22 protein-coding genes are annotated in these 25053 nt (G+C 64.4%); 4 read left to right on the top strand and 18 right to left on the bottom strand.

The genetic code is table 11. The annotated features are described in order from the left end of the window. Positions 1-431 precede the first annotated feature (431 nt). Positions 432-653 (top strand): hypothetical protein, encoded by a 222-nt coding sequence (locus tag BW994_RS04025; protein WP_139333969.1) that lies wholly within the window; start codon positions 432-434, stop codon positions 651-653. 8 nt (positions 654-661) lie between these two features. Here BW994_RS04025 and BW994_RS04020 read toward each other — a convergent pair whose 3' ends face one another. The 8 genes from BW994_RS04020 to BW994_RS03985 form a co-directional block, all read right to left on the bottom strand. Beyond that, entirely contained in the window at positions 662-1654 is a 993-nt protein-coding gene (locus BW994_RS04020) for an ABC transporter ATP-binding protein (RefSeq protein WP_029312783.1), read from the bottom strand. Then, positions 1651-2649, bottom strand: coding sequence for an ABC transporter ATP-binding protein (locus BW994_RS04015; protein ID WP_051657485.1), 999 nt, complete (start codon positions 2647-2649; stop codon positions 1651-1653). Before BW994_RS04015 ends, BW994_RS04020 begins: the two co-directional genes overlap by 4 nt. Further along, positions 2646-3620 (bottom strand): ABC transporter permease, encoded by a 975-nt coding sequence (locus BW994_RS04010; RefSeq protein ID WP_029312785.1) that lies wholly within the window; start codon positions 3618-3620, stop codon positions 2646-2648. The genes BW994_RS04015 and BW994_RS04010 overlap by 4 nt, the downstream gene beginning before the upstream one ends. Before the next feature lie 4 nt (positions 3621-3624). Beyond that, positions 3625-4644, bottom strand: coding sequence for an ABC transporter permease (locus tag BW994_RS04005; protein WP_029312786.1), 1020 nt, complete (start codon positions 4642-4644; stop codon positions 3625-3627). Beyond that, positions 4641-6284, bottom strand: a complete 1644-nt coding sequence (locus BW994_RS04000; protein WP_029312787.1) for an ABC transporter substrate-binding protein — start codon at positions 6282-6284, stop codon at positions 4641-4643. The genes BW994_RS04005 and BW994_RS04000 overlap by 4 nt, the downstream gene beginning before the upstream one ends. Next, complete coding sequence (gene trpS / locus BW994_RS03995) at positions 6281-7282, bottom strand: tryptophan--tRNA ligase (protein ID WP_029312788.1); 1002 nt, start codon at positions 7280-7282, stop codon at positions 6281-6283. Before trpS ends, BW994_RS04000 begins: the two co-directional genes overlap by 4 nt. A gap of 223 nt (positions 7283-7505) precedes the next feature. Then, entirely contained in the window at positions 7506-9065 is a 1560-nt protein-coding gene (murJ, locus tag BW994_RS03990) for a murein biosynthesis integral membrane protein MurJ (RefSeq protein ID WP_029312789.1), read from the bottom strand. Between the two features lie 9 nt (positions 9066-9074). Next, the gene (locus tag BW994_RS03985; RefSeq protein ID WP_029312790.1) at positions 9075-9587 is read right to left on the bottom strand and encodes a CHAP domain-containing protein; all 513 of its coding nucleotides are present in this window, start codon (positions 9585-9587) and stop codon (positions 9075-9077) included. Between the two features lie 43 nt (positions 9588-9630). On the opposite strand from BW994_RS03985, the gene BW994_RS03980 reads away from it, so the two are divergent. Beyond that, complete coding sequence (locus tag BW994_RS03980; RefSeq protein ID WP_081849156.1) at positions 9631-10323, top strand: tyrosine-protein phosphatase; 693 nt, start codon at positions 9631-9633, stop codon at positions 10321-10323. Between the two features lie 3 nt (positions 10324-10326). Here the strand turns inward: BW994_RS03980 and BW994_RS03975 are convergent, their stop codons facing one another. From BW994_RS03975 to BW994_RS03935, 9 genes are all read right to left on the bottom strand, one after another. Continuing rightward, positions 10327-10800, bottom strand: a complete 474-nt coding sequence (locus BW994_RS03975; protein WP_029312792.1) for a DUF4167 domain-containing protein — start codon at positions 10798-10800, stop codon at positions 10327-10329. A gap of 253 nt (positions 10801-11053) precedes the next feature. Continuing rightward, a complete protein-coding gene (prmC, locus tag BW994_RS03970) occupies positions 11054-11917 on the bottom strand; it encodes a peptide chain release factor N(5)-glutamine methyltransferase (protein WP_029312793.1) in 864 nt (287 codons plus the stop codon). A gap of 4 nt (positions 11918-11921) precedes the next feature. Continuing rightward, positions 11922-12977: a peptide chain release factor 1 gene (gene prfA, locus BW994_RS03965; protein WP_029312794.1), complete on the bottom strand. Its 1056-nt coding sequence runs from the start codon at positions 12975-12977 to the stop codon at positions 11922-11924. Then, the gene (gene hisS, locus BW994_RS03960; RefSeq protein WP_029312795.1) at positions 12974-14209 is read right to left on the bottom strand and encodes a histidine--tRNA ligase; all 1236 of its coding nucleotides are present in this window, start codon (positions 14207-14209) and stop codon (positions 12974-12976) included. Before hisS ends, prfA begins: the two co-directional genes overlap by 4 nt. A gap of 252 nt (positions 14210-14461) precedes the next feature. Further along, positions 14462-15598 (bottom strand): flavodoxin-dependent (E)-4-hydroxy-3-methylbut-2-enyl-diphosphate synthase, encoded by a 1137-nt coding sequence (gene ispG / locus BW994_RS03955; RefSeq protein ID WP_029312796.1) that lies wholly within the window; start codon positions 15596-15598, stop codon positions 14462-14464. A gap of 15 nt (positions 15599-15613) precedes the next feature. After that, a complete protein-coding gene (locus BW994_RS03950; RefSeq protein WP_029312797.1) occupies positions 15614-16774 on the bottom strand; it encodes a helix-turn-helix domain-containing protein in 1161 nt (386 codons plus the stop codon). Between the two features lie 86 nt (positions 16775-16860). Beyond that, positions 16861-19131 carry a phosphoenolpyruvate--protein phosphotransferase gene (gene ptsP / locus BW994_RS03945; protein WP_051657486.1) on the bottom strand — a complete coding sequence of 757 codons (2271 nt, stop codon included), beginning with the start codon at positions 19129-19131 and terminating at the stop codon, positions 16861-16863. After that, entirely contained in the window at positions 19109-20149 is a 1041-nt protein-coding gene (locus BW994_RS03940; RefSeq protein WP_029312799.1) for an NAD(P)H-dependent flavin oxidoreductase, read from the bottom strand. Before BW994_RS03940 ends, ptsP begins: the two co-directional genes overlap by 23 nt. After that, positions 20149-21366 (bottom strand): aspartate kinase, encoded by a 1218-nt coding sequence (locus tag BW994_RS03935; RefSeq protein WP_029312800.1) that lies wholly within the window; start codon positions 21364-21366, stop codon positions 20149-20151. The genes BW994_RS03940 and BW994_RS03935 overlap by 1 nt, the downstream gene beginning before the upstream one ends. Before the next feature lie 130 nt (positions 21367-21496). On the opposite strand from BW994_RS03935, the gene ubiG reads away from it, so the two are divergent. Both ubiG and BW994_RS03925 read left to right on the top strand, forming a co-directional pair. Then, on the top strand, positions 21497-22216 hold the full coding sequence (gene ubiG, locus BW994_RS03930; RefSeq protein WP_245594173.1) for a bifunctional 2-polyprenyl-6-hydroxyphenol methylase/3-demethylubiquinol 3-O-methyltransferase UbiG: 720 nt from the start codon (positions 21497-21499) through the stop codon (positions 22214-22216). A 99-nt stretch (positions 22217-22315) separates the two neighbouring features. Then, complete coding sequence (locus BW994_RS03925) at positions 22316-23173, top strand: oxidoreductase (protein ID WP_029312802.1); 858 nt, start codon at positions 22316-22318, stop codon at positions 23171-23173. A gap of 98 nt (positions 23174-23271) precedes the next feature. On the opposite strand, the gene BW994_RS03920 is transcribed toward BW994_RS03925, so the two are convergent. Further along, entirely contained in the window at positions 23272-25026 is a 1755-nt protein-coding gene (locus BW994_RS03920) for an ABC transporter ATP-binding protein (RefSeq protein WP_051657487.1), read from the bottom strand. Positions 25027-25053: the final 27 nt, after the last annotated feature.

Genomic DNA, 25053 nt, shown 5'->3' with positions numbered 1-25053 from the left:
CATGCGCGCCCGTCCCAAATACTCACTGATCGCAGCCTGGCTCAGCCCAAGGCTTTGCCCAATCGCACGCTGCGCCAGACCATGCTCCAGCCGCAGACGTAAAATCTCACGTATCTTCCGCATCGACAATCTCTCTCCAGGCATCTCGAACCCTTGCTCCTCGGCAAAAGATCAAGACTACCTTCAGTTGAAGACTGTCAGCAGAGACCCACCAGCACCGCGCCGATCCCAATGATCGCGATCACCGGAATCGATGATCGCAATCAAACGGAATCCATGATCGCGATCCACCGGATTGCGTGATCGCGATCAAACGGAATCAGTGATCGCGATCCACCGGAACGCGCAGGATGGTGCAGTTTCCGGGTGTGAGCGGAAGTTGGGGGCATATCTATTTCGGAAACGAAGTACTGCGCGACGCTCGCGGAACCATGACCAATATCATCCAGATGCGGCTGCTGCCCGATGGCGAAGGTGTGCGGGCAATCGCGCTGCGGCGGATGTTTGTCGGTCCGTTGCAATGGGCACCGGGCGGTGCGCCGTCGCCGCAGGCCCAAACCATCGTTCCCAAGCGATGGGGCGAGCGAATCACGTTCGGCTATCCGCTCTGGCTGCCGCCCTATTCCTCGGGCGCGCTGCCGCCGCACACCTGATCGCGCCGCTACGCTGCCTGATCGATCCCCACCGGATGGTGACAGGCAACCGACCGTCCATCGGCCATTTCACGCAGCGCCGGCATCGCGGTTTTGCAAATATCGGTGGCATAGCGGCAGCGCGGATGGAACGGGCAGCCGCTGGGCGGGTTGGCCGGGCTCGGCGGATCGCCGGCGAGGACGATGCGGTGGCGTTGTTTCGCGCGGGCCGGGTCTGCCACCGGCACGGCGGAGATCAGCGCTTCGGTGTAGGGATGCGCTGCGGCCGCGAGGATTTGTTCGGTCGCGCCGATCTCCACGATATGGCCGAGGTACATCACCGCGACCCGATCCGCGATTTGCCGCACCACGCCCAGATCATGCGCGATGAACAGCATGGCGATGCCGCGATCGCGCTTGAGATCGGTCAACAGGTTGATGATCTGCGCCTGCACCGAAACGTCGAGCGCTGATACCGGTTCATCGGCGACGATCAGCCTGGGGGCCAGCGCGAGCGCGCGCGCAATGCCGACGCGCTGGCGCTGACCGCCGGAAAACTCGTGGGGAAACCGGTCGAGATGTTCCGGCCGCAGGCCGACATCGGCGATCAGGCGCCGTACCGAATCGCTGACGGTGGCGCGGTTGCCGCGCCGATGCACGATCAGCGGTTCGGCCACGATATCGCGCACCCGCCGGCGCGGGTTGAGCGACGCGTAGGGGTCCTGGAAGATCATTTGCAGATCGGCGCGGGTGGCGCGCAGGGCAGCGCCGCGTTGCCGGGTGATGTCGGTGCCGGCCAGCGTGATCCGCCCGGACGAAACATCGAGTAACCGGGTGACGCAACGCCCGAGCGTGGATTTGCCGCAGCCGGATTCGCCCACCAGGCCGAGCGTCTCGCCATCCGCTATCGTGAAAGACACGTCATCGACGGCGCGGATCAGCGATTTGCCCGCCCGCGTCAGGCCGCTGCCGGTGGTGTAGGTTTTGCTCAGCCGGTCGATCGTCAGCAAGGGCGTGCTCATGCCGCCAACACCTGATTGCGCGCGGCGGCGCGTTCATGATCGGCGATCACGCAGGCGGCCTGGTGCATGGTGCCAGTCAAACACGGTGGCGCGGGCAGGCATTCCGGCCGCACGAAGCCGCAGCGCGGCGAGAAGGCGCAGCCTTGCGGCCGGCGGTCGAGCGCCGGCGGTAGACCGGGAATGGTGGTCAGGCGCGGGCGGCGGATGCCATCGAGCGCCGGCATCGAGCCCAGCAGGCCCCAGGTGTAGGGGTGGTGCGGGTCGGCAAACAGCGCGCCGGTGTCGGCGGTTTCGACGATGCGCCCTGAATACATCACCGCGACGCGATCGGCGGTTTCGGCGACGACGCCCAGATTATGGGTGATCAGAATGACCGCGGAATTGAAATCATCCCGCAATTTGCGGATCAGTTCGAGAATCTGTGCCTGCACCGTCACGTCGAGCGCGGTGGTCGGTTCATCGGCCAGCAGCAAGGCGGGGTTGCATGACAGCGCCATGGCGATCACGGCGCGCTGGCGTTGCCCGCCGGACAATTCCTGCGGATAGCGCGCGGCGGCGCGGTGCGGATCGGGCAGCCCCACCGCATCGAGCAGCTCCACCGCGCGTGCCTGTGCCGCATGGCGTGACAAATCGGTATGGATGCGGATCTGTTCGCTGATCTGCGCGCCGATGGTAAACACCGGGGTCAGCGCTGTCATCGGGTCCTGGAAAATCATCGCGATGGCGCCGCCGCGCAACCGGCGCAGGGTTTCGGGCTTCTGCCCGATCAGTTCGATGCCGCGAAATCGGATCGACCCGGTAACAACGGCGTTGGGGTCGCCGATCAGGTCGAGAATGGCAAGCACGGTGAGGCTTTTGCCCGAGCCCGATTCACCGACGATGCCGAGAATTTCCCGCTCGGCGATGCTGAACGAAACCCCATCGACCGCGCGGATCAAACCATTGCTCGTGCGGAAACTGACAGCCAGATCCACAATCTCCAGTAAAGGGTTCATCGGCGCAACCGCATGCGCGGGTCGAACGCCGCGTAAACAATATCGACCACCGCGTTCGAGACGACGACGAACACGGAGGCATAGATCACCGTCGCCATGATCATCGGCAAATCCAAAGTCTCCAGGGCCTGATAGGTCAGATACCCGACGCCTTGCAGCCCGAACACCACCTCGGTCAACAGCGCGCCGCCGCCGACCAGCACGCCGAAATCGAGGCCGAACAGCGTCACTACGCTCACCAGCGAGCAGCGCAGCGCGTGGCGCAGCAGCACCTGGCGTTCGGATAATCCCTTGGCGCGGGCAGTGCGGATGAAATCTTCCTGCATGGTTTCGATCAGGGCGGCGCGCAGCACGCGGGCATAAAGGCCGATGTAGAGTATAGCGAGCGTGATCCACGGGATCAGCAGTGATTTGAACCACAGCACGGGCGATTTCGAAAAATCGACATAGCCGAGCGGTGGCACCCAGGAAAATAGCCACGTATGATGCCAGATGCCCTGGGTGAACAGATTGGCCATTGTGCCGACCCAGAACACCGGCATGGAAATGCCGATCAACGAAAGCACCATCAATAACCGGTCGATCCAGCTATTGCGAAACGCCGCCGCCACGGCCCCGATCGCGATGGCCACGACAATCCAAATGATTGCCGCGCCCGCCACCAACGATAAAGTGATCGGTGCCGCCTTGAACACCTGCGGCACGACTTTTTCACCAAGGTTCACGTAGGAGGTAAGATTGCGGGTGATAAAAATTTTTTTCATCATGAGAGCGTATTGAATTGGCAGCGGCCGGTTGAGGCCGAATTGCCGCTCCACCCGTGCGACGGTCTGCGGCGAGGCGTTCTTGCCGGCGATGCGCTCGGCCGGATTGGCGCCGGGGGTTGCGAAAAAAATCAGGAACACCAGGACGGAAATGCCGAACAGCACGGCAACCATATGAACCAGCCGGCGAATGATGGTGCTTGCCATGCCTCTAGTTCCGCAGTTTCGCGCGCGGGTCCAACGCATCGCGCAGGCCATCGCCCAGAATGTTCAGCGCCAGGACCGTGATGACAATGGCAAGCCCCGGCGCGATCGCGACCATCGGGCGGGTATAGATCAGGCTCTCGCCGTCATGAATAATCGTGCCCCAGCTTGCCGCCGGCGGTTGCACCCCGATCGACAGGAACGACAGCGCCGCTTCGGTTAGCAGATCGAGGGCGATGATCAGCGGCGCGAACACCACCAGTGCTGAAATCACGTTCGGCAGAATATCGAACCACAAGATCCGCCAAGCCGGCGCGCCGATGCCGATGGCGGCGAGCACATAGTCGCTCTGGCGCAAACCCATCACCAGGCCACGCACCGGCCGCGCCACATAGGGCACGTAGATGACGCCAATGATCGTGATCGGCAGCGCAAGGCTCGACGCATCGAGCCTGAACAGGCCAAGATCGATCCCATGCGCGATCAGCACCACCGAGAGCGAAATGGCCAACAGGAATACCGGAAACGCCCAGAGCGCATCGAGCAGCCAGGAAATGACGCGATCCACCCAGCCGCCGAAAAACCCTGCCAGAATCCCGGTAATCGCCGCCAGAACCAGGCAGACGGCGGCGGCGGCGAAGGAAATGATCAGAGAATTGCCACCGCCATAGAGCAGCCGGGCCGCGACATCGCGCCCCTGTTGATCAGCACCCAGCATATAGGGACCGAGCCGCCACGACGGCCCGATCGGCTCGATGCCGAGATGCAGCGGGTTGTTCGCCGCACCCAGCACCTCGACCGGTTTGCCATGGCGCATCACCGTGCCGGACAAATTCGAGCGGAACGGATTGGTGTGCGCAATATGCGCGGCATACCAGGGAGCGGCCGCGCACAGCAGCGCGATGATAACAAGCACGGCCAGTGAAATCATCGCCGCCCGGTCGCGCAGCAGCTTGCGGCCGGCCATTGCCCAATACCCCGGCGCCGGCGGTGCGATATCGCGTTCCGTTGCGCTCACCTCGCTCATTTGACCACCGCAAGCTGGGGCAGAAACATGTATTCGCCGCTGAACATGAAATTCTTCAGCGTGGCCGCCGTGAAATCGAGTTTCGCGACCGAAAACAGGCTGACCACCAAAGCCCGCCGTGTGATCTGATGATCGACATGCGACCAGATGGCGTTGGCCTGATTCGGGTGCAGCAGCGACAAAGTTTCGGCATGCGCCATCTCCGCATCGATCGCGGGTTCACAGAATCCCGAAATATTGATCGAATTATCCGAGCCTTTCCGAAACGAATTACAGGAGAACAGCACATTCAGAAAATCCGATGCGGCCGGATAATCCTGGGCCCAGTCGGTCACAGAAATCTGCACCTTGTTGTTGGTGTTCTGGATGTAATTGAATTCGATATTCGACGAGAGCGGTTTGACATCGGCGACGAACCCAAGCCGGTTCAGCACATCCTGCAAATAAATCCCGATCTGGCGAAACGGCGATTGCACTTCGGTGATCACGGTCACGTGCTGGCCGATCATACCGGATTTCTTCATGTAGGCACGGGCCAGGGTCCAGTTCGGGGCCGACCATGTGGGGCCGGGATGTTCGGTATACGGGCAATAGGGCTGATAACCCGGCATTTCAGGCGGCAGAATCTGGCAATCGGGCTTGGCCAGGGCATTGCCGCCGAACAATTTGACCATCGATTCCCGGTTCACCGCATATTCCACGGCCAGACGTGCATCCTTGTTGTTGAACGGCGCAATATTCACGTTCATCGGCGCGTAATAGAACCAGTTGAGCGGATTGATATGGACCTGTGTGGTGTATTTGGTCGCAATCTCGTTCAGCCGGTCGGCCGGCACGTCTTCGAACATCCAATCGTACTGATTGTTTTCAACCGCGGTGACCTGCGATTCCGCCGATAGGCCGAATTTGTAGTCAATCTCGTTCGGGTAGCCTTTTGGCTGCGCCTGCGCGCTCCATTGATGAAAATGCGGATTGCGCACCATCACGATGCCGCCGGACGGATCGTAGGATTTGACCATATAGCTGCCGGTGCCGGGAATCGGCTGCGTGCCCATGTCGTGATCGGGCGTGTCTGCCGGCAGGATCGCGCCGAACGGCACGGCCAACTGATCGAGAAACTCGGAATCCGGATGGCGCAGATGAATCGTGACGGTGTTGCTCGCGGCATCGATCACCACGCCCGGCAGGGTGCAATGGCGCGGATGGGCGTTGCAGGTGCGCCCGCCCACGATCACGTCGTACCAGGTGCCGGCGTTGGGATTGTTCACCTTGAACAGGCGGCGAATACTATGAGCCACCGCCTGGACCGTAACGGGTTCGCCGTTCGAGAATTTTATCCCGCGGCGCAGATGAAACACGTAGGTCTTGCCGTCGTCAGTTGGTTTCGGCACCTCGGTCGCGAGATCCGGCACGATCACCAGCGATCCCGGCCCGCTGGTCTTCGCGAAAGTGACCAGGCCGTCGTACATGGCCTGGAAAATCTCCCAGTAGCGCTCGGTATAGTTGATCTGCGGATCAAACGAGCCCGATCCGGCGGTGGTAATCAGCCGCAGCGTTCCGCCATAGTCGGCGGCCTTCGCCTCGGCCTTGCCGGCGATGAGGCAGGCGACAATCAGCAGCGCCGCTGCAACGACCTTCATGCGGCCGGCAACATGCCGACCAGGCGTTCAGCCTCCGCGACGATCGGGTTGGCGATTGCGGCGGCACGGGCCGCGCCCTGTTGCAAAATCGTATCGATATGCGTGGGGTCGGCCGCCAGCCGGTTGGTTTCCTCGCGAATCGGGGTTAGTTTTTCAACCACGAGTGCGGTCAGTTGTTCCTTCAAATGCCCGAACCCCTGATTGCCATGCAGGCGCAGCACCTCGGCTTGGGTGATATCGGCAAGGGCCGCGAAAATACCAACCAGATTGCGCGCTTCCGGCCGGCCTTCGAGCTTTTCGGGATGATCCGGCAGATCGGCGGGATCGGTTTTGGCCCGGCGGATTTTCTGCGCGATCGTGTCGTTGTCGTCGGTCAGGTTGATCCGGCTTTGGTCCGACGTGTCGGATTTCGACATTTTTTTAGCGCCATCGCGCAGGCTCATGATCCGCGCGGTGCCGCCGATGATGCGCGGGTGGATGACCGGGAAAAACTCGGTCTCATAATCGTGATTGAATTTCTGCGCGATGTCGTTGGCCAGTTCCAGATGCTGGCTCTGATCGTCGCCCACCGGCACTTCGGTGGCGTGATAGGCAAGAATATCGGCCGCCATCAGGTTGGGATAGACAAACAGGCCGGTCGAAACCGCCTCGCGATCCTTGCCGGCCTTGTCCTTGAACTGGGTCATCCGGTTGAGCCAGCCGAACCGTGCGACGCAGTTGAAAATCCACGCCAATCGCGCGTGCGCGTGCACGGCCGATTGATGAAACAGAATGCTGCGGGACGGATCAATGCCGCAGGCCATCAGCAGGGCCGCGTTGGTGCGGGTTTGCGCGCGCAAGGCATGCGGGTCCTGCCACACCGTGATCGCGTGCAGATCGACCAGGCAATAAATGCCCTCATTGCCCTCCTGCAGCGCCACCCAGTTCTGGATGGCGCCGAGATAATTGCCCAAATGCGCGATGCCGGTGGGCTGAATGCCCGAGAAAATGCGTGCCATGCGCCTGTATCGGCTGTGTTGTGCGGCGGGGTCAAGCAGGGGATCGGCCGAAGGAAAGCGAGGTTGCTGGGGTAAAGGTTCTTCTTATTTGTGAACAAAAAAGAAGCAAACAAAACTTTGTTAATTTGAGCCCGTGCCGCTTCAACCGCCCATGCCCCAGAGTCAAAAAGTTTTTTGCTTCTTTTTTACAAAAAAGAAGCCCGTCCTTAACTGACTCGCCCTTTCAACCTTTAACACCATCCAGCGCCGCAGCCCCCTTCGCCGGCCGCCGCAACAAGCCCCGCACTTCGGCCACGCGAAACGCCCCGATCCCCAGCCCGATCACGCCGAATCCGCCGATGCCCAGGCCGATCAGACCGATCAGCGCGAGGCTGCCCGGCAGGTGCATCAGCGGTGTGGCGCGCAGTGTGACCAGCATGATCGCCATCGCCGCGCTGGCGATCACAATGCGGATGACGCGCCCGACCAGTCGCCGATCCGGCGCGAAGCCGCCGTGCCGGCGCAGCAGCAGGGCGAGCATCGCGACATTGAACCAGGCCGCAATGCTGGTCGACAGCGCGATTCCCACCTGCTGCAACGGGTGCATCAGCATCAGGTTGAGCGCCAGATTGAGCGCGACGGCGGCGAGGCCAATTTTCACCGGCGTTCTCGTATCACCGCGCGCGAAAAAGCCGGGTGCGAACAGCTTGACCAACACGAAGGCGGGCAGGCCGAACGCATAGGCCGCCAGGGCTGCCGCGCTGCGGGCGGCATCGGCATCGGAAAACGCACCATGCGCGAACAAGGTGCGCATGATCGGCAGGCCGATCGCCCCGAGTGCGGCAGCACCCGGCAGGGTCAGCAGCAGGGCGAATTCGAGCGCCCGATTGAGCGCCCCCTGGGCTTGCAGCGTCTCGTTGCGCCGAAAATGCCGCGACAGGCTAGGCAGCAACACGGTGCCGAGCGCCGCACCGATCACGCCGAGCGGCAGTTGATTGACCCGGTCGGCGTAGTACAGCACCGAGACGGTACCGTTCGGCAGCAGCGAAGCGATGATGGTATCGACCGTCAGATTAAGCTGCGTGACACCCGCACCGATCAACCCCGGCCCGAGGCGGCGCAGCACGGTGACCGCACCCGGCGTCAGGCGCGGCATGCGCAGGCGCAGCGGCGTGCCGGCCTTCACCAGGGCGCGCCCGAGCATCGCGAATTGCACGATGCCCGAAATCACCACGCCATAGGCCAGGGCTTCGGGCACGCGCTCGCCATTGCCGTGTAGAATGAACAAGGCTCCGATGATCGACACATTGAACAGGATCGGTGCGGCGGAAGCGGCGGCGAAATGGCCCCGCGCGTTCAGCACGCCGGCGAACAGCGCACACAGGCAGATCAGCCACAGATAGGGAAAGGTGATCCGCGACAAATGCACCGCCAGCGCGAATTTCGCAGGCTCCGCACGAAATCCCGGTGCCAGCGCATCGAGCACCGCTGGCATGAAGATCATGCCCAGCGCCATCAGCACGAACAGAAACACCACCATGATTGCCGTGATATCCTCGGCCAGTCGCCGCGCCGGCGCTTCGCCTTCATGGCTCAGTGTCGCGGTATAGGCGGGGATGAAGGCAGCGCTGAACGCACCTTCACCGAACAGCCGCCGGAACAGATTGGGCAGCCGCAGGGCCACGAAAAACGCGTCGGCCGCCGGCCCCGCGCCGAGCAGCGCCGCGATCAGGATATCGCGCGCGAAGCCGAGCACGCGGCTGCCCAGCGTCCAGGCGCCGACCGTAAGGGCGTTTCTGATCATTGCAGGGTCTTAGCGTGCGGCAAGCGTGGGTTCCAGCCGGGCGACGTTCTGCGGCGCGGTGGGCAGGATAAACCCATCCGCCGGATACTCGGTGATGCCCAGCGCCCGCGTCGGCGGATACCACACCCTCACCAGCGTCCAGTCGTTGCGCGGCGAGACATCGAACACCGGTTGCCCATGCTCGATCCGCCCCGGCAGCCAGTTCGCCTGGGTCACGGTGATTTCGCGGGATGCCACAATATGCGTCACCACGGCCAAATGCCCTTCATCCATCGAGCCATGCCGGCGCAGCACCAGCACGGCACCCACCGCCGGTGCGTGGCTGCGCGTATAGCGGCCGGCGGCCTCGTGCCACCAGGTCCAGGCATTGCCGGTCAGCGCAATACCGGAAACCGCGCGGGCATAGGGCACGCAGGAAAGGTTGGTGCGCTGCCCGTACGCGTTAATGCCGGTGCGCGGCGGCGATGTGCCGCAGCCACTGAGACCGAGCACCACGATAACCATCGGCCAGCCGATTCGCATGGCTGGATATTATCAGAGCCGCAGTCCTGCTAAACAGGATTTTATGGACACGATCTATCGCGGTGACATCGCAACCAGGGCCGGACGGCGCAACGCATGGCTTGATGCGCTGTTCGTCGATCACGCCGTGCTCCGCCTCGGCTGGACCAATTTCGCCGCGGTGAAGGCAGGGGCATTGTACCGCTCGAACCACCCGGTGCCGTTTCAGCTGGAAAAATTCACCCGCACCGTCGGGCTGCGCACACTCGTCAATTTGCGGGGCGAATGCCGCAACGGTTCGGATGCGTTGTCGCGCGACGCGGCCCGCCGGCTCGGGCTCGATTTCTACGACATGGCGCTGGAATCGCGCGGTGCGCCGCAGCGGGACCGGATTTTACGGATCGCCGATATTTTCCGCACGATGCAGCGCCCGGCACTGGTCCATTGCAAATCCGGCGCCGATCGTGCCGGGATCGGCTCAGCGCTGTTCGTCCTGATCGAAGGCGGCACGGTGGCGGCGGCGCGCGCGCAGTTGAGCTGGCGGTTCGGCCATATCCGCCAATCAAACACCGGCATCCTCGATGCGTTTCTCGATGAATACGAGCGCGCGGGCGAGGAGCGCAAACCGTTTCTGAACTGGGTGGCCGAGGATTACGACGAGATCGCCCTGCGGCGCGCGTTCGATGCGCGCAGCGCCAAATCCCTGCCACGCCGGATCGCCCGCTTCGTCAACGACCGGATCCTGGCGCGGGAGTAGCGCTCAGCCTTCCGGCGGTGCGACGCTGATCGGGATTTCGCGCGGCTCGACCTGCGGTTGATCGCCCAGGCCGTTGGCCTGATCGTTGTATTCACCCTCGTTCTGAGACTCGTCGCGCTGATTGTCATCGCGCCGGCCGTTGGCATGGCCGTTCTGCTGGTTGTTCTGATTATGCTGCTGGCCGCCCTGGTTGCCCTGGGCCTGGTTCATCGCGGTGATGATGCGGAAATAATGCTCGGCATGTTGATAATAGGCTTCCGCAAGCACGCGATCGCCGCTGCTCGACGCATCGCGACCCATCTGCTGGTATTTGTCATACAGCTGCTGCGCCGTGCCGCGCACCCGCTGCTCCGGGCCGGAACTGTCAAACACATGGTTCCGATTGAGCGGTGTGCCGCTCTGATAGCTCCGAAAATTACCGCCGCCGCCACCGCCGTTATTCCGGTTGTTGCGCCCGCGCATACGTTTGATATTCATCGAACTTCCGTCATCCTGTTGCAGTGCGTCCTGCCGCGCCCCCAGCGTTCGAACCTATGTCGAGCGTTCATGAGCGCGCCAAATCCGCTAACCCGAGAGATAAAGTGATTGATCATTACGAGATCGTTCATACACGCTCGATCCGGTGATATTGCACCACAACCGTTAATGTTCGGCTGTATGACCACCAACCCGAATGGCATTTATCCGGGTATCAAAGAATGCACGGGCTAGATAGTCTGATTCGCGAGATTCACCAAATGGTTTTTTCACGCACTCCCTCCGGTGCTGACATGACGATGGCGCGGGGCACGCCAGCAAGGTCGGCGTGACTGACCGCGGCAAGTCCGGCCGCCGCCGCGAGGCCCGCAATTCCCGCCGCCTGCCCGATGCCGGCCTCGATGATAGCAATCCCCGCCGGGGCCAGCAGCCGCGGCAGGTCCGCAATGATGCACCGATAGGCATCGAACCCGTCCACCCCGCCATCCAGCGCTGAAACCGGCTCGAACCGGGCGACATCGGGCATCAGCCCGGCAAGCGCGGGTGAGGGGATATAGGGCGGGTTCGACAGGATCAGATCGAACGACCCGGCCAGCGGCGCGGTCCAATCCGCGACCAGGAAGCCGCAGCGCGCGCCGAACCCCAGGTGCCGCGCATTGGCGCGGGCGAGGGCGGTTGCCGCGGCGATCCGGTCGGTCCCGATCCCGAACGCGCCGTCGAAGGCGCTCAGCGCGGCCAGCAGCAGCGCGCCGGTGCCGGTGCCGAGATCGAGCACGGTGCGAACCCGCGCCCGATCCGGCCGATGATGCAGCGCTGCCTCGATCAGGGTTTCACTGTCCGGCCGGGGGATCAGCGTGGCGGGTGACACCGCCAACTCCAGGCTCCAGAACTCGCGGTGCCCAGTGATATAGGCCAGAGGCTCGCGCGTCGCCCGGCGCCGCGCCAGCGCCAGTGCCGCATCACTCATGACGGTTTCACGGCTGAACAGCGATGAAGGATCACACCCGATCGCGTGCGCCAGAATCAGCCGCGCTTCCCGGCGCGGCTCCTCGATGCCGCCCGCCGCGAGAATCGCCGCGATCGCCGTTAAAGCTTCGTGCGTCGCGACGACCGCCATCCGATCAGGCGAGCGCCGCCAGCCGTGCCGCCTGGTCTTCCTCGGTCAGGGCGTCGATGATCTCGTCGAACTCGCCCAGCATCACCCGATCGATCTTGTGCAGCGTCAGATTGATCCGATGATCGGTGACGCGGCCCTGCGGGAAATTATAGGTCCGGATGCGCTCCGATCGATCACCGGTGCCGACCTGCGATTTCCGGTCCGCCGCGCGATCGGCCGCCAGGCTGGCACGCGATTGCTCATAGAGCCGCGCGCGCAGAATTTTCATCGCCTTGGCGCGGTTCTTGTGCTGGCTGCGCTCCTCCTGCATCGCCACGACGATGCCGGTGGGAACATGCGTGATTCGCACGGCGGATTCGGTCTTGTTGACATGCTGCCCGCCCGCGCCCGAAGCCCGATACACATCGATCCGCAAATCCCCCTCGTTGACCTCGACATCGACCTCCTCCGCCTCCGGCAGCACCGCGACCGTGACCGTCGAGGTATGGATGCGCCCCTGCGTCTCGGTGGTCGGCACCCGCTGCACCCGGTGCACGCCGCTCTCGTATTTCAGCCGCGCGAACACCGACCGGCCGGTGATTTCGGCGATGCCTTCCTTCAACCCGCCCAGTTCGGTTTCCGCATAATCCATGATCTCGAAGCGCCAGCCCTTCGCATCGGCATAGCGCTTGTAGGCGCCGAACAACTGGGCGGCGAACAATCCCGCCTCGTCCCCGCCGGCGGCCGGGCGAATTTCCAGAATGCCCGAGCGCGCATCGGCCTCGTCGCGCGGCAGCAACGAGAGCGTGATCTCGCGTTCCAGTCTGGGCAAGCTCTCGCGCAAACCTTCCAGCTCGGCATCGGCCAGATCGCGCAACTCGGGGTCCGCCCGCGCCGCCTCCGCCTCGGCCTGCGCCCGCTGGGCGGCGCGAAACTCGATCACCTGCGCCTCGATCGTCTCGATCTCGGCCAGCTCGCGCGATGCGGCGACGAACCGCTCCCCATCCAGCCCCGATGACAGCATCGCCCGCAACTCGGCGGCGCGATCGACGATGCGGTCGAGTTTGTCCGCAAGGTTCATCGCAGTGCTGAAATCAGATCCGCGATGGCGACCTCGCGCTGGCTGCCGTCATCGAGCGACTTGAGGGTTATGGCACCGCGCGCAAGCTCATCCGCGCCGATCAGCACGGCGTGGTTCGCATTGATTTTGTTGGCCCGGTCGAGGCGGCGCTTGAGGTTGCCGCGATAGGCCAGATCGGCCGCGATAGCCGCGCCGCGCAACCGGTTCAGCAGATCGATCGCAACACCCTGCTCGCCCTCGCTGAGCGGAATGATCGCCACCATGCGTTCAACCGCCGGCGTCGCGGCGAGCAGCATGGCCAGGCGTTCGACGCCCGCGCCCCAACCGATACCCGGCGTCGAGGGGCCGCCCATCTGCTCGACCAACCCGTCATAGCGCCCGCCGCCGAGCACGGTGCCCTGCGCACCCAGGCCGGTGCTGACGAATTCGAATGCGGTATGATTGTAATAGTCAAAGCCGCGCACGATCCGCGGGTTTTCGATGAAATCGAGACCGAGCCGGGTGAGGGTGGTCTTCAACCCCTCATAGAAGGCGGCCGAGGTCGCGTTGAGGTGCTGATAAATCATCGGCGCGTCGGCCAGCAGCCTGATGTCGCCGGCATCCTTGGAATCAAGGATCCGCAGCGGATTCTTGACAAGGCGGACCCGGCTGTCCGCCGATAGGTCCGCCTCGTAGCGCGACAGGTAATCGACCAGCGCGGTGCGATAGGCATCGCGGCTCTCGCGGTCGCCGAGCGTGTTGATATTGAGCGTGACGCTCTCGGTAATGCCGAGTTCGCGCAAAATCTGCCAGCCACAGGCAATCGCCTCGGCATCCGCCAGCGGTTCGGCGGCGCCAATGATCTCGAGCCCGATCTGATGAAACTGCCGGTACCGCCCCTTCTGGGGACGCTCGTAGCGAAACATCGGGCCGGTGTAGAAAATCTTTTGCGGCAGCGTCTGCGTCAGCCCGTTCGAGACCAGCGCGCGGCAGACCCCCGCGGTGCCTTCCGGGCGCAAGGTGATGCTGTCGCCGCCGCGATCGTCGAACGTGTACATCTCCTTGGTCACCACATCCGACGTCTCGCCGAGATTGCGCGAGAACACCGCCGTCGCCTCGAAAATCGGGGTGGACCATTCGGCGCAGCCATAAAGTGCTGCAATCCGCCGCGCGGTCGCCACCACATGCGCATGACGGCGCTGGTCCTCACCGATCAGGTCCTGGGTGCCACGCACGGGTTGCAGTTTGGTCAAGGCAAGTGATCCTTCAAAGGTCGGGAATCTGGTCCGTTTGCCGGAATTCATCGCCTTTGAACAGCAGCGGCATGGATCAGCCGAACCTGTACCGTTCAGCCTGCCGGCGAATACGGGTCCACGACGGTCTGCAAAGGCGCTCGCTTCACAAACCCTGGGATGCGCGTCCAGAATTCATGACCTGTGCGGCAGCGTAGTCACGCCCGGAAAGCCGACGACATCCTCGATCTATCGCGCGACACCATCCCTCGGCTATTCCGCAGCCTGCTGCGCCGCCTCCTTCGCGAGAGCCGCCTCAGCCTGCAATTTCGCCGCCCGCGTCTCGACCAGCCCGACCACGTGATCGATCATCGCATCACCTTCGATCGTGTGATCGGTCTTGCCGGCCGCATAGACCATGTGCCGGCCGTTGCCGCCGCCGGTCACGCCGAGGTCGGTCATCAGCGCCTCGCCCGGCCCGTTCACCACGCAGCCGATAATCGAAAGCGTGATCGGCGTTTCGATATGGGCCAGCCGGTCTTCCAGCTTGGCGACGGTATCGATCACGTTGAACCCCTGCCGCGCGCAGGACGGGCAGGAAATGATCCGCACGCCGCGATGCCGGATGCCGAGCGATTTCAGAATATCCCAGCCGACCAGCACCTCTTCCTCGGGCTCCGCCGAAAGCGAGACCCGCATGGTATCGCCGATGCCGGCCCAGAGCAGCGACCCTAGCCCGATCGAGGATTTCACCGTGCCGGTGCGCCGCCCGCCGGCTTCGGTGATGCCGATATGCAACGGGTGATCGCACACATCGGCGAGCTGCTGATACGCCGCCACCGCCATGAACACATCGGATGCTTTCACGCTGATCTTGAATTCGTGAAAATCATGGTCCTGCAGGATCTTCGCATGTTCGAGCGCCGATTCCACCAGGGCTTCGGGGTTCGGCTCGCCATATTTTTCGAGCAGATGGCGCTCCAGCGACCCCGCATTGACGCCGATGCGGATCGAGCAGCCATAATCCCGCGCCGCTGTCACCACCTCGCGCACGCGCTCGGCACTGCCGATATTGCCGGGGTTGATCCGCAGGCACGCGGCGCCCGCCTTGGCGGCCTCGATCGCGCGTTTGTAGTGAAAATGGATGTCCGCCACGATCGGCACATTCACCTGGCGGACGATATCCGCCAGCGCCGCCGTGCTGGCTTCATCCGGGCAGGACACCCGCACGATATCGACCCCGGCGCGTTCGGCGCGGTGGATCTGCGCCACGGTCGCCGCCACGTCATCGGTCAGCGTGTTGGTCATGGTCTGCACCGAAACCGGCGCATCGCCCCCCACCTTGACCGATCCGACACTGATCTGGCGGGATTTGCGGCGGGTGATCATCTGGTATTCGCGGTAATTCATGACTGTGTCTCGCGGTTATGGCGCCGGTTTCGGCACTTGTGGCGTCGGTTGTGAGGCCCCGGCGGGTGTCGGGGTGCTCGATGTCGATGATGTTGGTGCGGCGGCGGCTGGCGTCAGCGGCACTTTGCGCATCACCGACCCCGCATTGCCGAGCGGGCTGCCGCTCACGCCGTTATGGATCAGCACGGTGCCGCCGGCATTGCCGGTGGTCAGCGTCAGGCCCGGCTCGTCGGGCACCGGCCAGGTCTCGCCGGCCTTGAGCACGCGGCTGAACAGGATCGTGCCGGTCGGCCCCTGCACCTGCACCCAGCTATCGGCGGTGGCACTGATCACCAGCGGGCTGGCCTGGGTCTGATTCGATGCTGTGGAAGCGGCGGGCGGCACAGCGCCCGCGGGTGCGGCCGAAGCAGGAGGCGTCGCCCCAGCATTGCCAGGACCCGTCGCCGCCGGTTGCGCCCCGGCGACCGCTGCCGCGGTTCCCGCGGGCGATGGCATGGAATTGGTAGCAGCCGATCCATTGCCGCCGGCCGTGGTCACCGCCGTATCAGGCGTTGTCGTCGTGGTCCCGACGCTGCTCACCGTGCCGCCCGCCGGTGACGGGCTCGGTGTCACGGTTTCAGATGCTGCGGCGGCATTCGGCTTACTCACCGGCTTGGCCACCGGCGCAGGCTGCTTCGGCACCGCCAGCGGTGCCAGCTTGGCCGGAATTGCCGGCACCATCTGCGCCATTTTCAGCTCATGCTCGGAATGACGATACCACAGGAAATAAGCGCCGATACCAATCACCGCGACCAGAAACACCACCGCACCCGGTGGCACCGCGCGGTCGGGCACCGGTTCGGGAAACGTCAGATGCGGCTGTTTCGGCTTGGTCATGCCCTCGGCGCGAAACCGCCGGAGAATTTCATCAGGGTCCAACCCCATCGTCTCGGCGTAAGAGCGGATAAACCCCGCAGCATAGGCCGGCGCGGGCAGGGCAGCGAGGTCGCCCGCCTCGATCGCTTCGAGAAACGGCAGTCGGATTTTCAGCCGCGCCGCCAGATCCGGCAATTTCCAGCCCAACCGCTCACGCACGCCGCGCAGTTCCGAGCCAACCTTGGCCGGGCCGCTCAGACCGGAAGCCTGATATTCGGGGATCGTCATGTCGGTGTCGCGGTTGCCGTTCATATTATTCATCGCAGAAATCATCCGTAAGCCGTATGACATCGTCTGCGGCGCTGCGCTGCCAACGCCAATCGGATCAAATGTTTACCCCGATCCGCTCAGATCGGCAAACCATGCTCGCGCGCCCAGGCGGTCAACGGATCGCGCAGCGAGCCGCCCGCAGCACCGGCGCGGCGCAATTCCCGCAGCACCGGCCGCATCGCACCCAGATCGGCCGCCGCCAGCAGCGCCTTGACCGGCAGGATGGCGGTTCCCGACATCGACAGCGTGTTAACCCCGATGGCCGCGAACACCAACGCATCGAGCGGCCGACCCGCCGCCTCGCCGCAGATCGAAAACCCGACCTCCTCCTCGGCGCACGCCGCGGCCAGCCCTTCGATCAGTTCGAGCACCGGTGCCGACAGCACATCGTAGCGCCCGGCCAGCTTCGGTGTGCCACGATCGGCGGCGAATAAAAACTGCATCAGGTCGTTGGTGCCGAGCGATATGAAATCCGCCTCGGCCAGCAATCCGGGCAATTGAAACAGCAGCGCCGGCACCTCGAGCATGGTACCGACCTCGATCTCGGTCGGCTTGTCAGCCAGCTTGGCGGCTTCGGCTTCCAGCAGGTCGCGCGCCGCGCGGAATTCAGCGACCGTCGCCACCATCGGAAACATGATCGAAAGCCGGTGTCCAGCGGCCCCCATCAACAGGGCGCGCAATTGCTTACGCAAAATCGCCGGCCGATCGAGCCCGACCCGCAGCGAGCGCCAGCCCATCGCCGGATTTTCCACCGCGTCATCGGCTTCGCCCGGCAGCATCTTGTCGGCGCCCAGATCGAGCGTGCGAAACACCACCCGCTGCCCCGCCGCGCGCTCGATCACGCGCCGGTAATCCGCCGCCTGCGCGGCCACCCCGGGCACACGGGCGGCAGCAAGAGCCGCAATTTCAGTACGATACAGCCCGATCCCCTGGGCGCCGGTGCGCGCCAGCTGATCGAGTTCGAACGCGAGGCCAACATTGAGCATCAGCGTCAGCCGGGTGCCGTCCAGCGTGGCGGCCGGGCGGTCCCGATACACGCTGAGCTCCGCCGCGCGCGAAGAGCGGGCGGCAAGCGCACGCTCATACAAGGCGGTCACTTCAGGGTCCGGTCGCAGGATCAGCGCGCCGGATTCCGCATCGAGCAGCACGGCGTCGCCCTGCTGCGCCGCCTCGGTGGCGCCGGCCTCGACCGCGAGAGCCGGAATATCCAGCGCACGCGCCAGAATCGCCGCATGGCCGCCGGAACTGGCCTCCTCGATCGCCACCCCCGCGATCCCGCGCCGATGCCAATCGAGCAATTCCGCCGGCCCCAGCCGCCGCACGATCAGGATCATGCCGCTCGCATCATCGGGCTTGGCGGTGCCCGCGCCCAGCGCGGTCAGCATCCGCTCGATCATATCCTCGACATCGGCCAACCGCTCACGCAGATACGGATCGGCGATCTTGCGCATCCGCCGCCGCAATTCCGACCCCACCTGATCGACCGCGGCCTCGGCGGTCAAGCCATCGTTGATCGCGCTCCGCACCCGCTCCAGCCAGCCGGTGCCCTGCGAGATTAACCGATACGCATCGAGCACCTCGCGCGTCGCGTGGCCCTGCGGCAGATGATCCGCCATCAGCGTATCGAGGCTCTGCTCCGCCTCGGTCATCGCCTGTTCGAGCCGCGCGATCTCGGCCGCCGGATCATCGGCCAGCACATGGCGCGGCCCGGTTGAGCGGCCGAACGGCAAAGCGCTGCCCCGCACGATGCCCGGCGCCAGCGGATGCCCAGCATACCGGCGCGAGAGCGAATCACCCAGCCCGGTCGGCGCGATATTGCCCGCGCCCTGGGCCGACAATATCTCACCCAGCAGCATGGCGATGGTCGAAATCGTCTCGGCCTCGAACGTATCATATTGCCGTGGTTCGATATTCTGCACCGCGATCACGCCCAGCGTGCGCCCGGCGCGGCGGATCGGCACCGCCAGCATCGAGGCGTAGCGATCCTCGCCGGTTTCCGGCCGGTAGGCGAATTCAGGATGATTCTGCGCATCCGGCAGGTTCATCAACTCGCCCTTGGCCGCCGCCAGCCCGATGATGCCTTCGCCCACCCGCAACCGCGTCCGCCCGACCGCGCCGATCCGCAGCCCATAGGTGGCGGCGAGCTCCAGCATTTCGCCCGGCCGCGCGACATAGATCGAGCAGACCTCGACCTCCAGTTCGCTCGCGATCAGTTCGGCGAGTTCCGCCAGGCTGGAATTGCCGCCGCTGAGCCGCTCGCGCAGTTTCGCGAACAGCCGGCGCGCGGCCGCGAACGGCTCGGCGCCCGACTCCGGCAGGGCAGGATCAGGCGGCGTGGCTTCGAGCATCCGTGCGTGGCACCTGTGCCTGACGCGCGGCGTGCGCGGCCTCGGCCTGACCGATCAGTTCCGCAATGATCGCCGCCACCGGCTGGATCGCGGTGACCATCCCGACCGACTGCCCCGCCATCACCGATCCCTGCTCGACATCGCCATCGATCACCGCGCGGCGCAGCGCGCCCGCCCAGAAATGCTCGATCGAAAGCTGTGCCGCCTCCTTGGTCAATTCGCCGGACTGAAACCGTTTCAGCGTCGCCGCCTGGTGTGCGAGGAAATTGCGCGTCCCCTCGTTCGCCAGGCCGCGCACCGGAATCACCGGAAACAGCGCGTCCAGCTGCACCGAAGGCACCGCATCGCGCGCATTCGCCCGCACGAACGCGGCCTTGAACTTTTCATGCGCAATGCTCTCGGTCGCGGCGGCAAACCGTGTGCCGAGCTGCACGCCCGAGGCGCCCATTTCCAGAAATGCCAGAATCGCCTCGCCGCGCCCGATCCCGCCGGCCACGAACACCGGCACCTCGCGGATCACTGGCAGAATCTCCTGCGCCAGCACCGTCAACGACACCGGCCCGATATGCCCGCCCGCTTCGGACCCTTCGATCACCAGCGCATCGGCGCCGGATTTGATCAGCCGCTTGGCCAGCACCAGCGCCGGCGCAAAACACACCAGCTTCGCTCCGCTGTCGCGCACCGCCCGCACCGCGGCGCCCGAAGGCACGCCGCCCGCCAGCACGACATGGCCGATCTCATGGCGGATGCAAACCTCGATCAGTTCGAGCAACTGCGGATGCATCGTGATCAGATTGACGCCGAACGGCTTGCCGGTCAGCGCCTTGGTCGCGCTGATCTCGGCATCCAGCAGGGCCGGGTTCATCGAACCGCAGGCGATCACGCCAAACCCGCCGGCATTGGAAATCGCCGAAACCAGGTGCCGCTCGCTCACCCAGCTCATCGCCCCGCCCATAATGGCGGTCTTGGTGCCCAGGAAGTCGCAGCCGCGCGCCCACAGATGATCGAGTGCATTCATCAGGCAACATCCAATCCGTAGGCGGTGTGCAAGGCGCGCACCGCGAGTTCGGTATATTCCGCCGCAATCAACACGCTCACTTTGATCTCGCTGGTCGAGATCACCAGTATATTGATCCCCCGTCCGGCGAGTGCGCGAAACATCGTGCCCGCGACGCCCGCATGGCTGCGCATGCCGACGCCGACGACCGATATCTTGGCAACATCCGCATCGATCGAAAGATCGGCGTACTGAATTTCGGGGTGCATCGATTCCAGCACGGCGCGCGCGCGCGGCAATTCGGTCTTGTTCAGCGTGAACGTCATGTCGGTGGTGCCGTCTTCGGACACGTTCTGCACGATCATATCGACATTGATGCTCGCCTCGGCCAGCGGCCCGAACACGGCGGCCGCCACCCCCGGCCGGTCCGGCACGCGGCGGATGGTAACCTTGGCCTCGTCCCGCGAATAGGCGATGCCGGCGACGATTTCCTGTTCCACGATTTCATCCTCATCAACGACCAGGGTTCCCGGCTCCTCGGAAAAACTGGACAACACCTGCACCCGAACCCGCTCCTTCATAGCGAGTTCGACGGAACGCGTCTGCAACACCTTGGCACCAACCGAGGCGAGCTCCAACATCTCCTCATAGGTGATCGCCGCAAGTTTGCGTGCCTTGCGCACGATCCGCGGATCGGTGGTGTAAACACCATCGACATCGGTATAAATATCACACCGGTCCGCCCCGATCGCCGCCGCCACCGCGACGGCCGAGGTATCGGACCCGCCGCGCCCCAGCGTCGTGATCCGCTTGTCCGGCCCGATGCCCTGAAACCCGGCAATCACCGGCACCTGGCCCGCCTGCATCCGCCTGATCAGCTCCGCACCGTCGATCGAGTTGATCCGCGCCTTGCCGTGCTGCCCATCGGTCGCCACCGGCACCTGCCAACCGGTCCACGACCGTGCCTCGACCCCCAGCGTCTGCAACGCGATCGCGAGCAACCCGACCGTTACCTGCTCGCCGGTCGCCACCACCGTGTCGTATTCGCGCGCATCGTACAGCGGGGATAATTCCTGGCACCACGCGACCAGCTGATTGGTGGCACCCGCCATCGCCGAGGTTACCACCGCAACCTCATGCCCGGCATCGACCATGCGCTTGACGCGGGACGCCACGTTGCGAATCCGGTCCAGATCGGCGACCGATGTGCCGCCGAATTTCATCACGATACGCGCCATAACAATCCGTTCGTTGCCGTGGGTATTTTGGTTGACTTTGGGCGGAGCGCTTGCCGGTTTGCCCCGCCGGGCTCACATAAACTCCGCGTCCCCATACCGGGCGGGGCGGCGAAGGGCAATGCGAGGCGGCATGATCATCACGGAACGACAAGGAACCGCCGATCGGCGCGAAGTCGATAAATTCGACGCGCTGGCGGCACGCTGGTGGGACAAGACCGGCCCGATGCGATCGTTGCACGCCATGAACCCCGCACGTACCGCCTGGATCATGCAGCGAATCCGCGCGCGCTTCGGCGATGATCCGATCGATCTGCTCGATGTCGGCTGCGGCGCCGGCCTGCTCGCCGAAAGCCTGACCCGTGCCGGTTGCCGCGTCACCGGCATCGATGCCGCCGGCGAAGCCATCGCCGCCGCCCGCGCGCATGCGTCCGGCCAAGGTCTGACCATCGCCTACCGCGCCGCTGAAACCGACGATCTGATCAACGAGGGTGCGCGCTTTCCCATCGTCACCGCGCTCGAAGTGATCGAACACGTCCCCGATCCGCAGGCGTTTCTCGCGAGCCTCGCCCGCCTGCTCACACCCGGCGGCTTGCTCTTCCTGTCCACGCTGAACCGCACACCGCAATCCTTCGCCATCGCCAAGCTGGGTGCGGAACACCTGCTCCGCCTGCTGCCGGTCGGCACGCATTCCTGGGCGCGCTTCATCACGCCCGGCGAATTATCGATCATGTGCCGCAACGCCGGCCTGCGCATGGGCGACATGGCGGGCCTGGTGCCGTCGCTGCGGGGCGGCGGGTTCCGGGAATCGCGCAATCTTTCAGTGAATTACATCGGCGTGGCGCACGCGTGACCCGGCATCCGCATCGCTCAGCCCGCGCGCCCCTTGCGCACGCCGGGCCGGCTCATGACATGATGGCCCGTAACGATCTGCTCGAAAAGGAGACCTCGCATGACGGAGTCCACAAAAATCTGGTTCATCACCGGCTGTTCGACCGGCTTTGGCCGCGAACTGACCGAGGCGGTGCTCGAACGCGGCGGCCGTGTCATCGCCACCGCCCGCAACCTGAAAAGCCTCGATGATCTGGGCGGCCAGCGCCAGAGCAACCTGCTCAAACTGCAACTCGACGTCACCAAACAAGCCGATGTCGATGCCGCCGTGGCCGCGGCCGAAGCCAAATTCGGCCGGATCGACGTGCTCGTGAACAACGCCGGCTACGGCTACCTCGCCGCGATCGAGGAGGGCGAGGATCAGGCGGTCCGCGCTTTGTTCGAAACCAACGTGTTCGGCCTCATCGCCATGACCAAGGCGGTGCTGCCCGGCATGCGCAAGCACAAGAGCGGCCATATCGTGAATATCTCCTCGATCGGCGGCCTCGTCAGCTTCGGTGCCACCGGCTACTACCACGCCACCAAATTCGCGGTCGAAGGCCTGTCGCAATCCCTCGCGATCGAGGGCAAACCCCTAGGCATCAAGGTCACCATCGTCGAGCCGGGCCCGTTCCGGACCGACTGGGCCGGCCGATCGATCGTGCAATCCGCCACCCAGATCGCGGATTACGCCGAAACCGCCGGCGTCCGCCGCCGTGAAACCGCCGCCCGCAGCGGCAAACAACCCGGCGATCCGCGCCGCGGCGCCGAGGCCATGATCGCCGCCGTCGAAGCCGCCGAACCGCCGCTGCACCTGGTGCTCGGCCGCCCGGCACTCGACCTCGCGCGCAAACACGTCGCAACGCTCGGCGCCGAGCTCGAAAAATGGCAGGATCTGACGCTCTCGGCCGATTTCCCGGAGCATCAGACCGCCGCCTGATCCAGCGTGATGCCAACCCGATGACAATGTAAATCGCCGCCTCCGCATGCCAGCGGCGGCGGCGATTTCACATCACAGTAGCCGGCGTTCGGCCTCGCTCAGACCAGTTGCATCCCCTGATGCGCCAGCAGATCCCGATACGGCCCCGGCCGCGCCGCCAGCGCATCCGGCGCGCCCTGATCGACAATCCGGCCCTGCTCCATCACCACGATCCGGTCGAAATCCTTCACCGTCGATAGCCGGTGCGCCACGGCAATCACCGTCCGCCCGTGCGACAGCCGGGCCAGCGCCTCCTGCACCGATTTCTCGGATTCCGAATCCAGCGCCGAGGTCGCCTCATCCAGCAGCAAAATCGGCGAATCGCATAGAAACGCCCGCGCGATCGCAATCCGCTGGCGCTGCCCACCCGATAATTTCATTCCCCGCTCGCCGACCATCGTGTCGAACCGGTCCGGCAATTTGCGAATGAACCCCATGCACTCCGCCGCCTCCGCCGCCGCGCGCACCTCGGAATCCGTGGCGGATGGCTTGCCATAGCGGATATTCTCCAGCACCGAGCGGTGAAACAACTGCACATCCTGCGACACCACGGCAATCGCCCCGGCCAGGCTGGCCTGGGTGCGGGTCGAAATATCCTCGCCATCGATTAAAATCTGCCCTTCCGGCAGGTCGAACTGGCGTTGCAGCAACGCCAGCAGCGTGGTCTTGCCCGAGCCGGAACGCCCGACCAGCCCGATCTTCTCGCCCGGCTGGATGTCGAGCGAAAAATCCCGCAGCAGCACGTCGCTGTCCGGATAGGCGAATTCGATATGCCGAAAACTGATCGCCCCGCGCCGCACATCGAGCGGCGGCGCATCCGGATCATCGACCATGTCATGCGCCACCAGCAGCGCCTTCAGCGCATCGGTCAGCCGGGCGAAATCCTGCACCATCTCGACCAACGCCACCGCCAGATCGCGCGTGCCGTGCAACACCGTAAAGCCCAGCGTCGTCACCAGCACGACATCGCCGGGCGAAACCCGCCCCAGCACCCATAAATGCAGCGTCCAGGCGAGCAGGGCCGAGGTCAGGCCGGCGGTGCACACCGCATGAAAGATCCGCAGTTTTTCGAGGTAGCGCAGACTCTCCTGCCGCGCGTCCATCTCATGGCCCACCCGCCCGGCAAATCGCCGCCGCTCGCGCCGCAGCGCCCCGAACGCCCGCACCACGCCCACGTTATTGATCACATCGACCAGTTCGCCATCGACCGATGCGGCCTTGACCGCATAATCCTTGTGCAGCGCCTCGCCACCTTCGGCCAACCGCTTCAGGATCACCCCCAGCACCAGCGCCACCACCACCACGGCAAGCCCCATCACGGCATTGACCGAAATCAGCAGCAGCATCGCACCGAACACCGCGAATAATGGCGGCAGCACGTTCCAGAAGGTCAGGCTCTCGATCCGGAACACCGCATTGCCGGTCGCGGAAATCCGCCCCGCCAGCATCCCGGGCCGCCGCTCGGCGAAATACCCGTGGGAATGGCCGAGCATATGGTTGAACAGCCGCCGCCGGATGTCGCCGGTCACCACCACGAACGCCCGCGCCGCGACCCAGCCGCCGACCCGCCAGGCCAGATTATCCGCCGCGATCAACCCCGCCAGCAGCCCGAACGCCAGCCAAACCTCATCGACCCGGTGCGCCGCCAGCACATTGACCATGTTCTTGACGGCATATTGCGAGCCGATCGAACAGCCCACCGCAACCATGACGGACAGCAGCACCACGATATGCGACCAGAACCGCCGCCGTGCCGCGCCGAGAATAAAGCGGAGCGCGCTTTGCTGTTCGAGCGGCAGTTCGCTCGCCGTCATTTCGCGTCGCCGAAGTACCAAAACCCG

This window comes from Acidiphilium rubrum, from assembly GCF_900156265.1.
In the GTDB taxonomy this organism is placed as follows: Bacteria; Pseudomonadota; Alphaproteobacteria; order Acetobacterales; family Acetobacteraceae; genus Acidiphilium; species Acidiphilium rubrum.
Note: the sequence above shows the minus strand (reverse complement) of the source record. Positions and strands in the feature narration are given on the sequence as shown.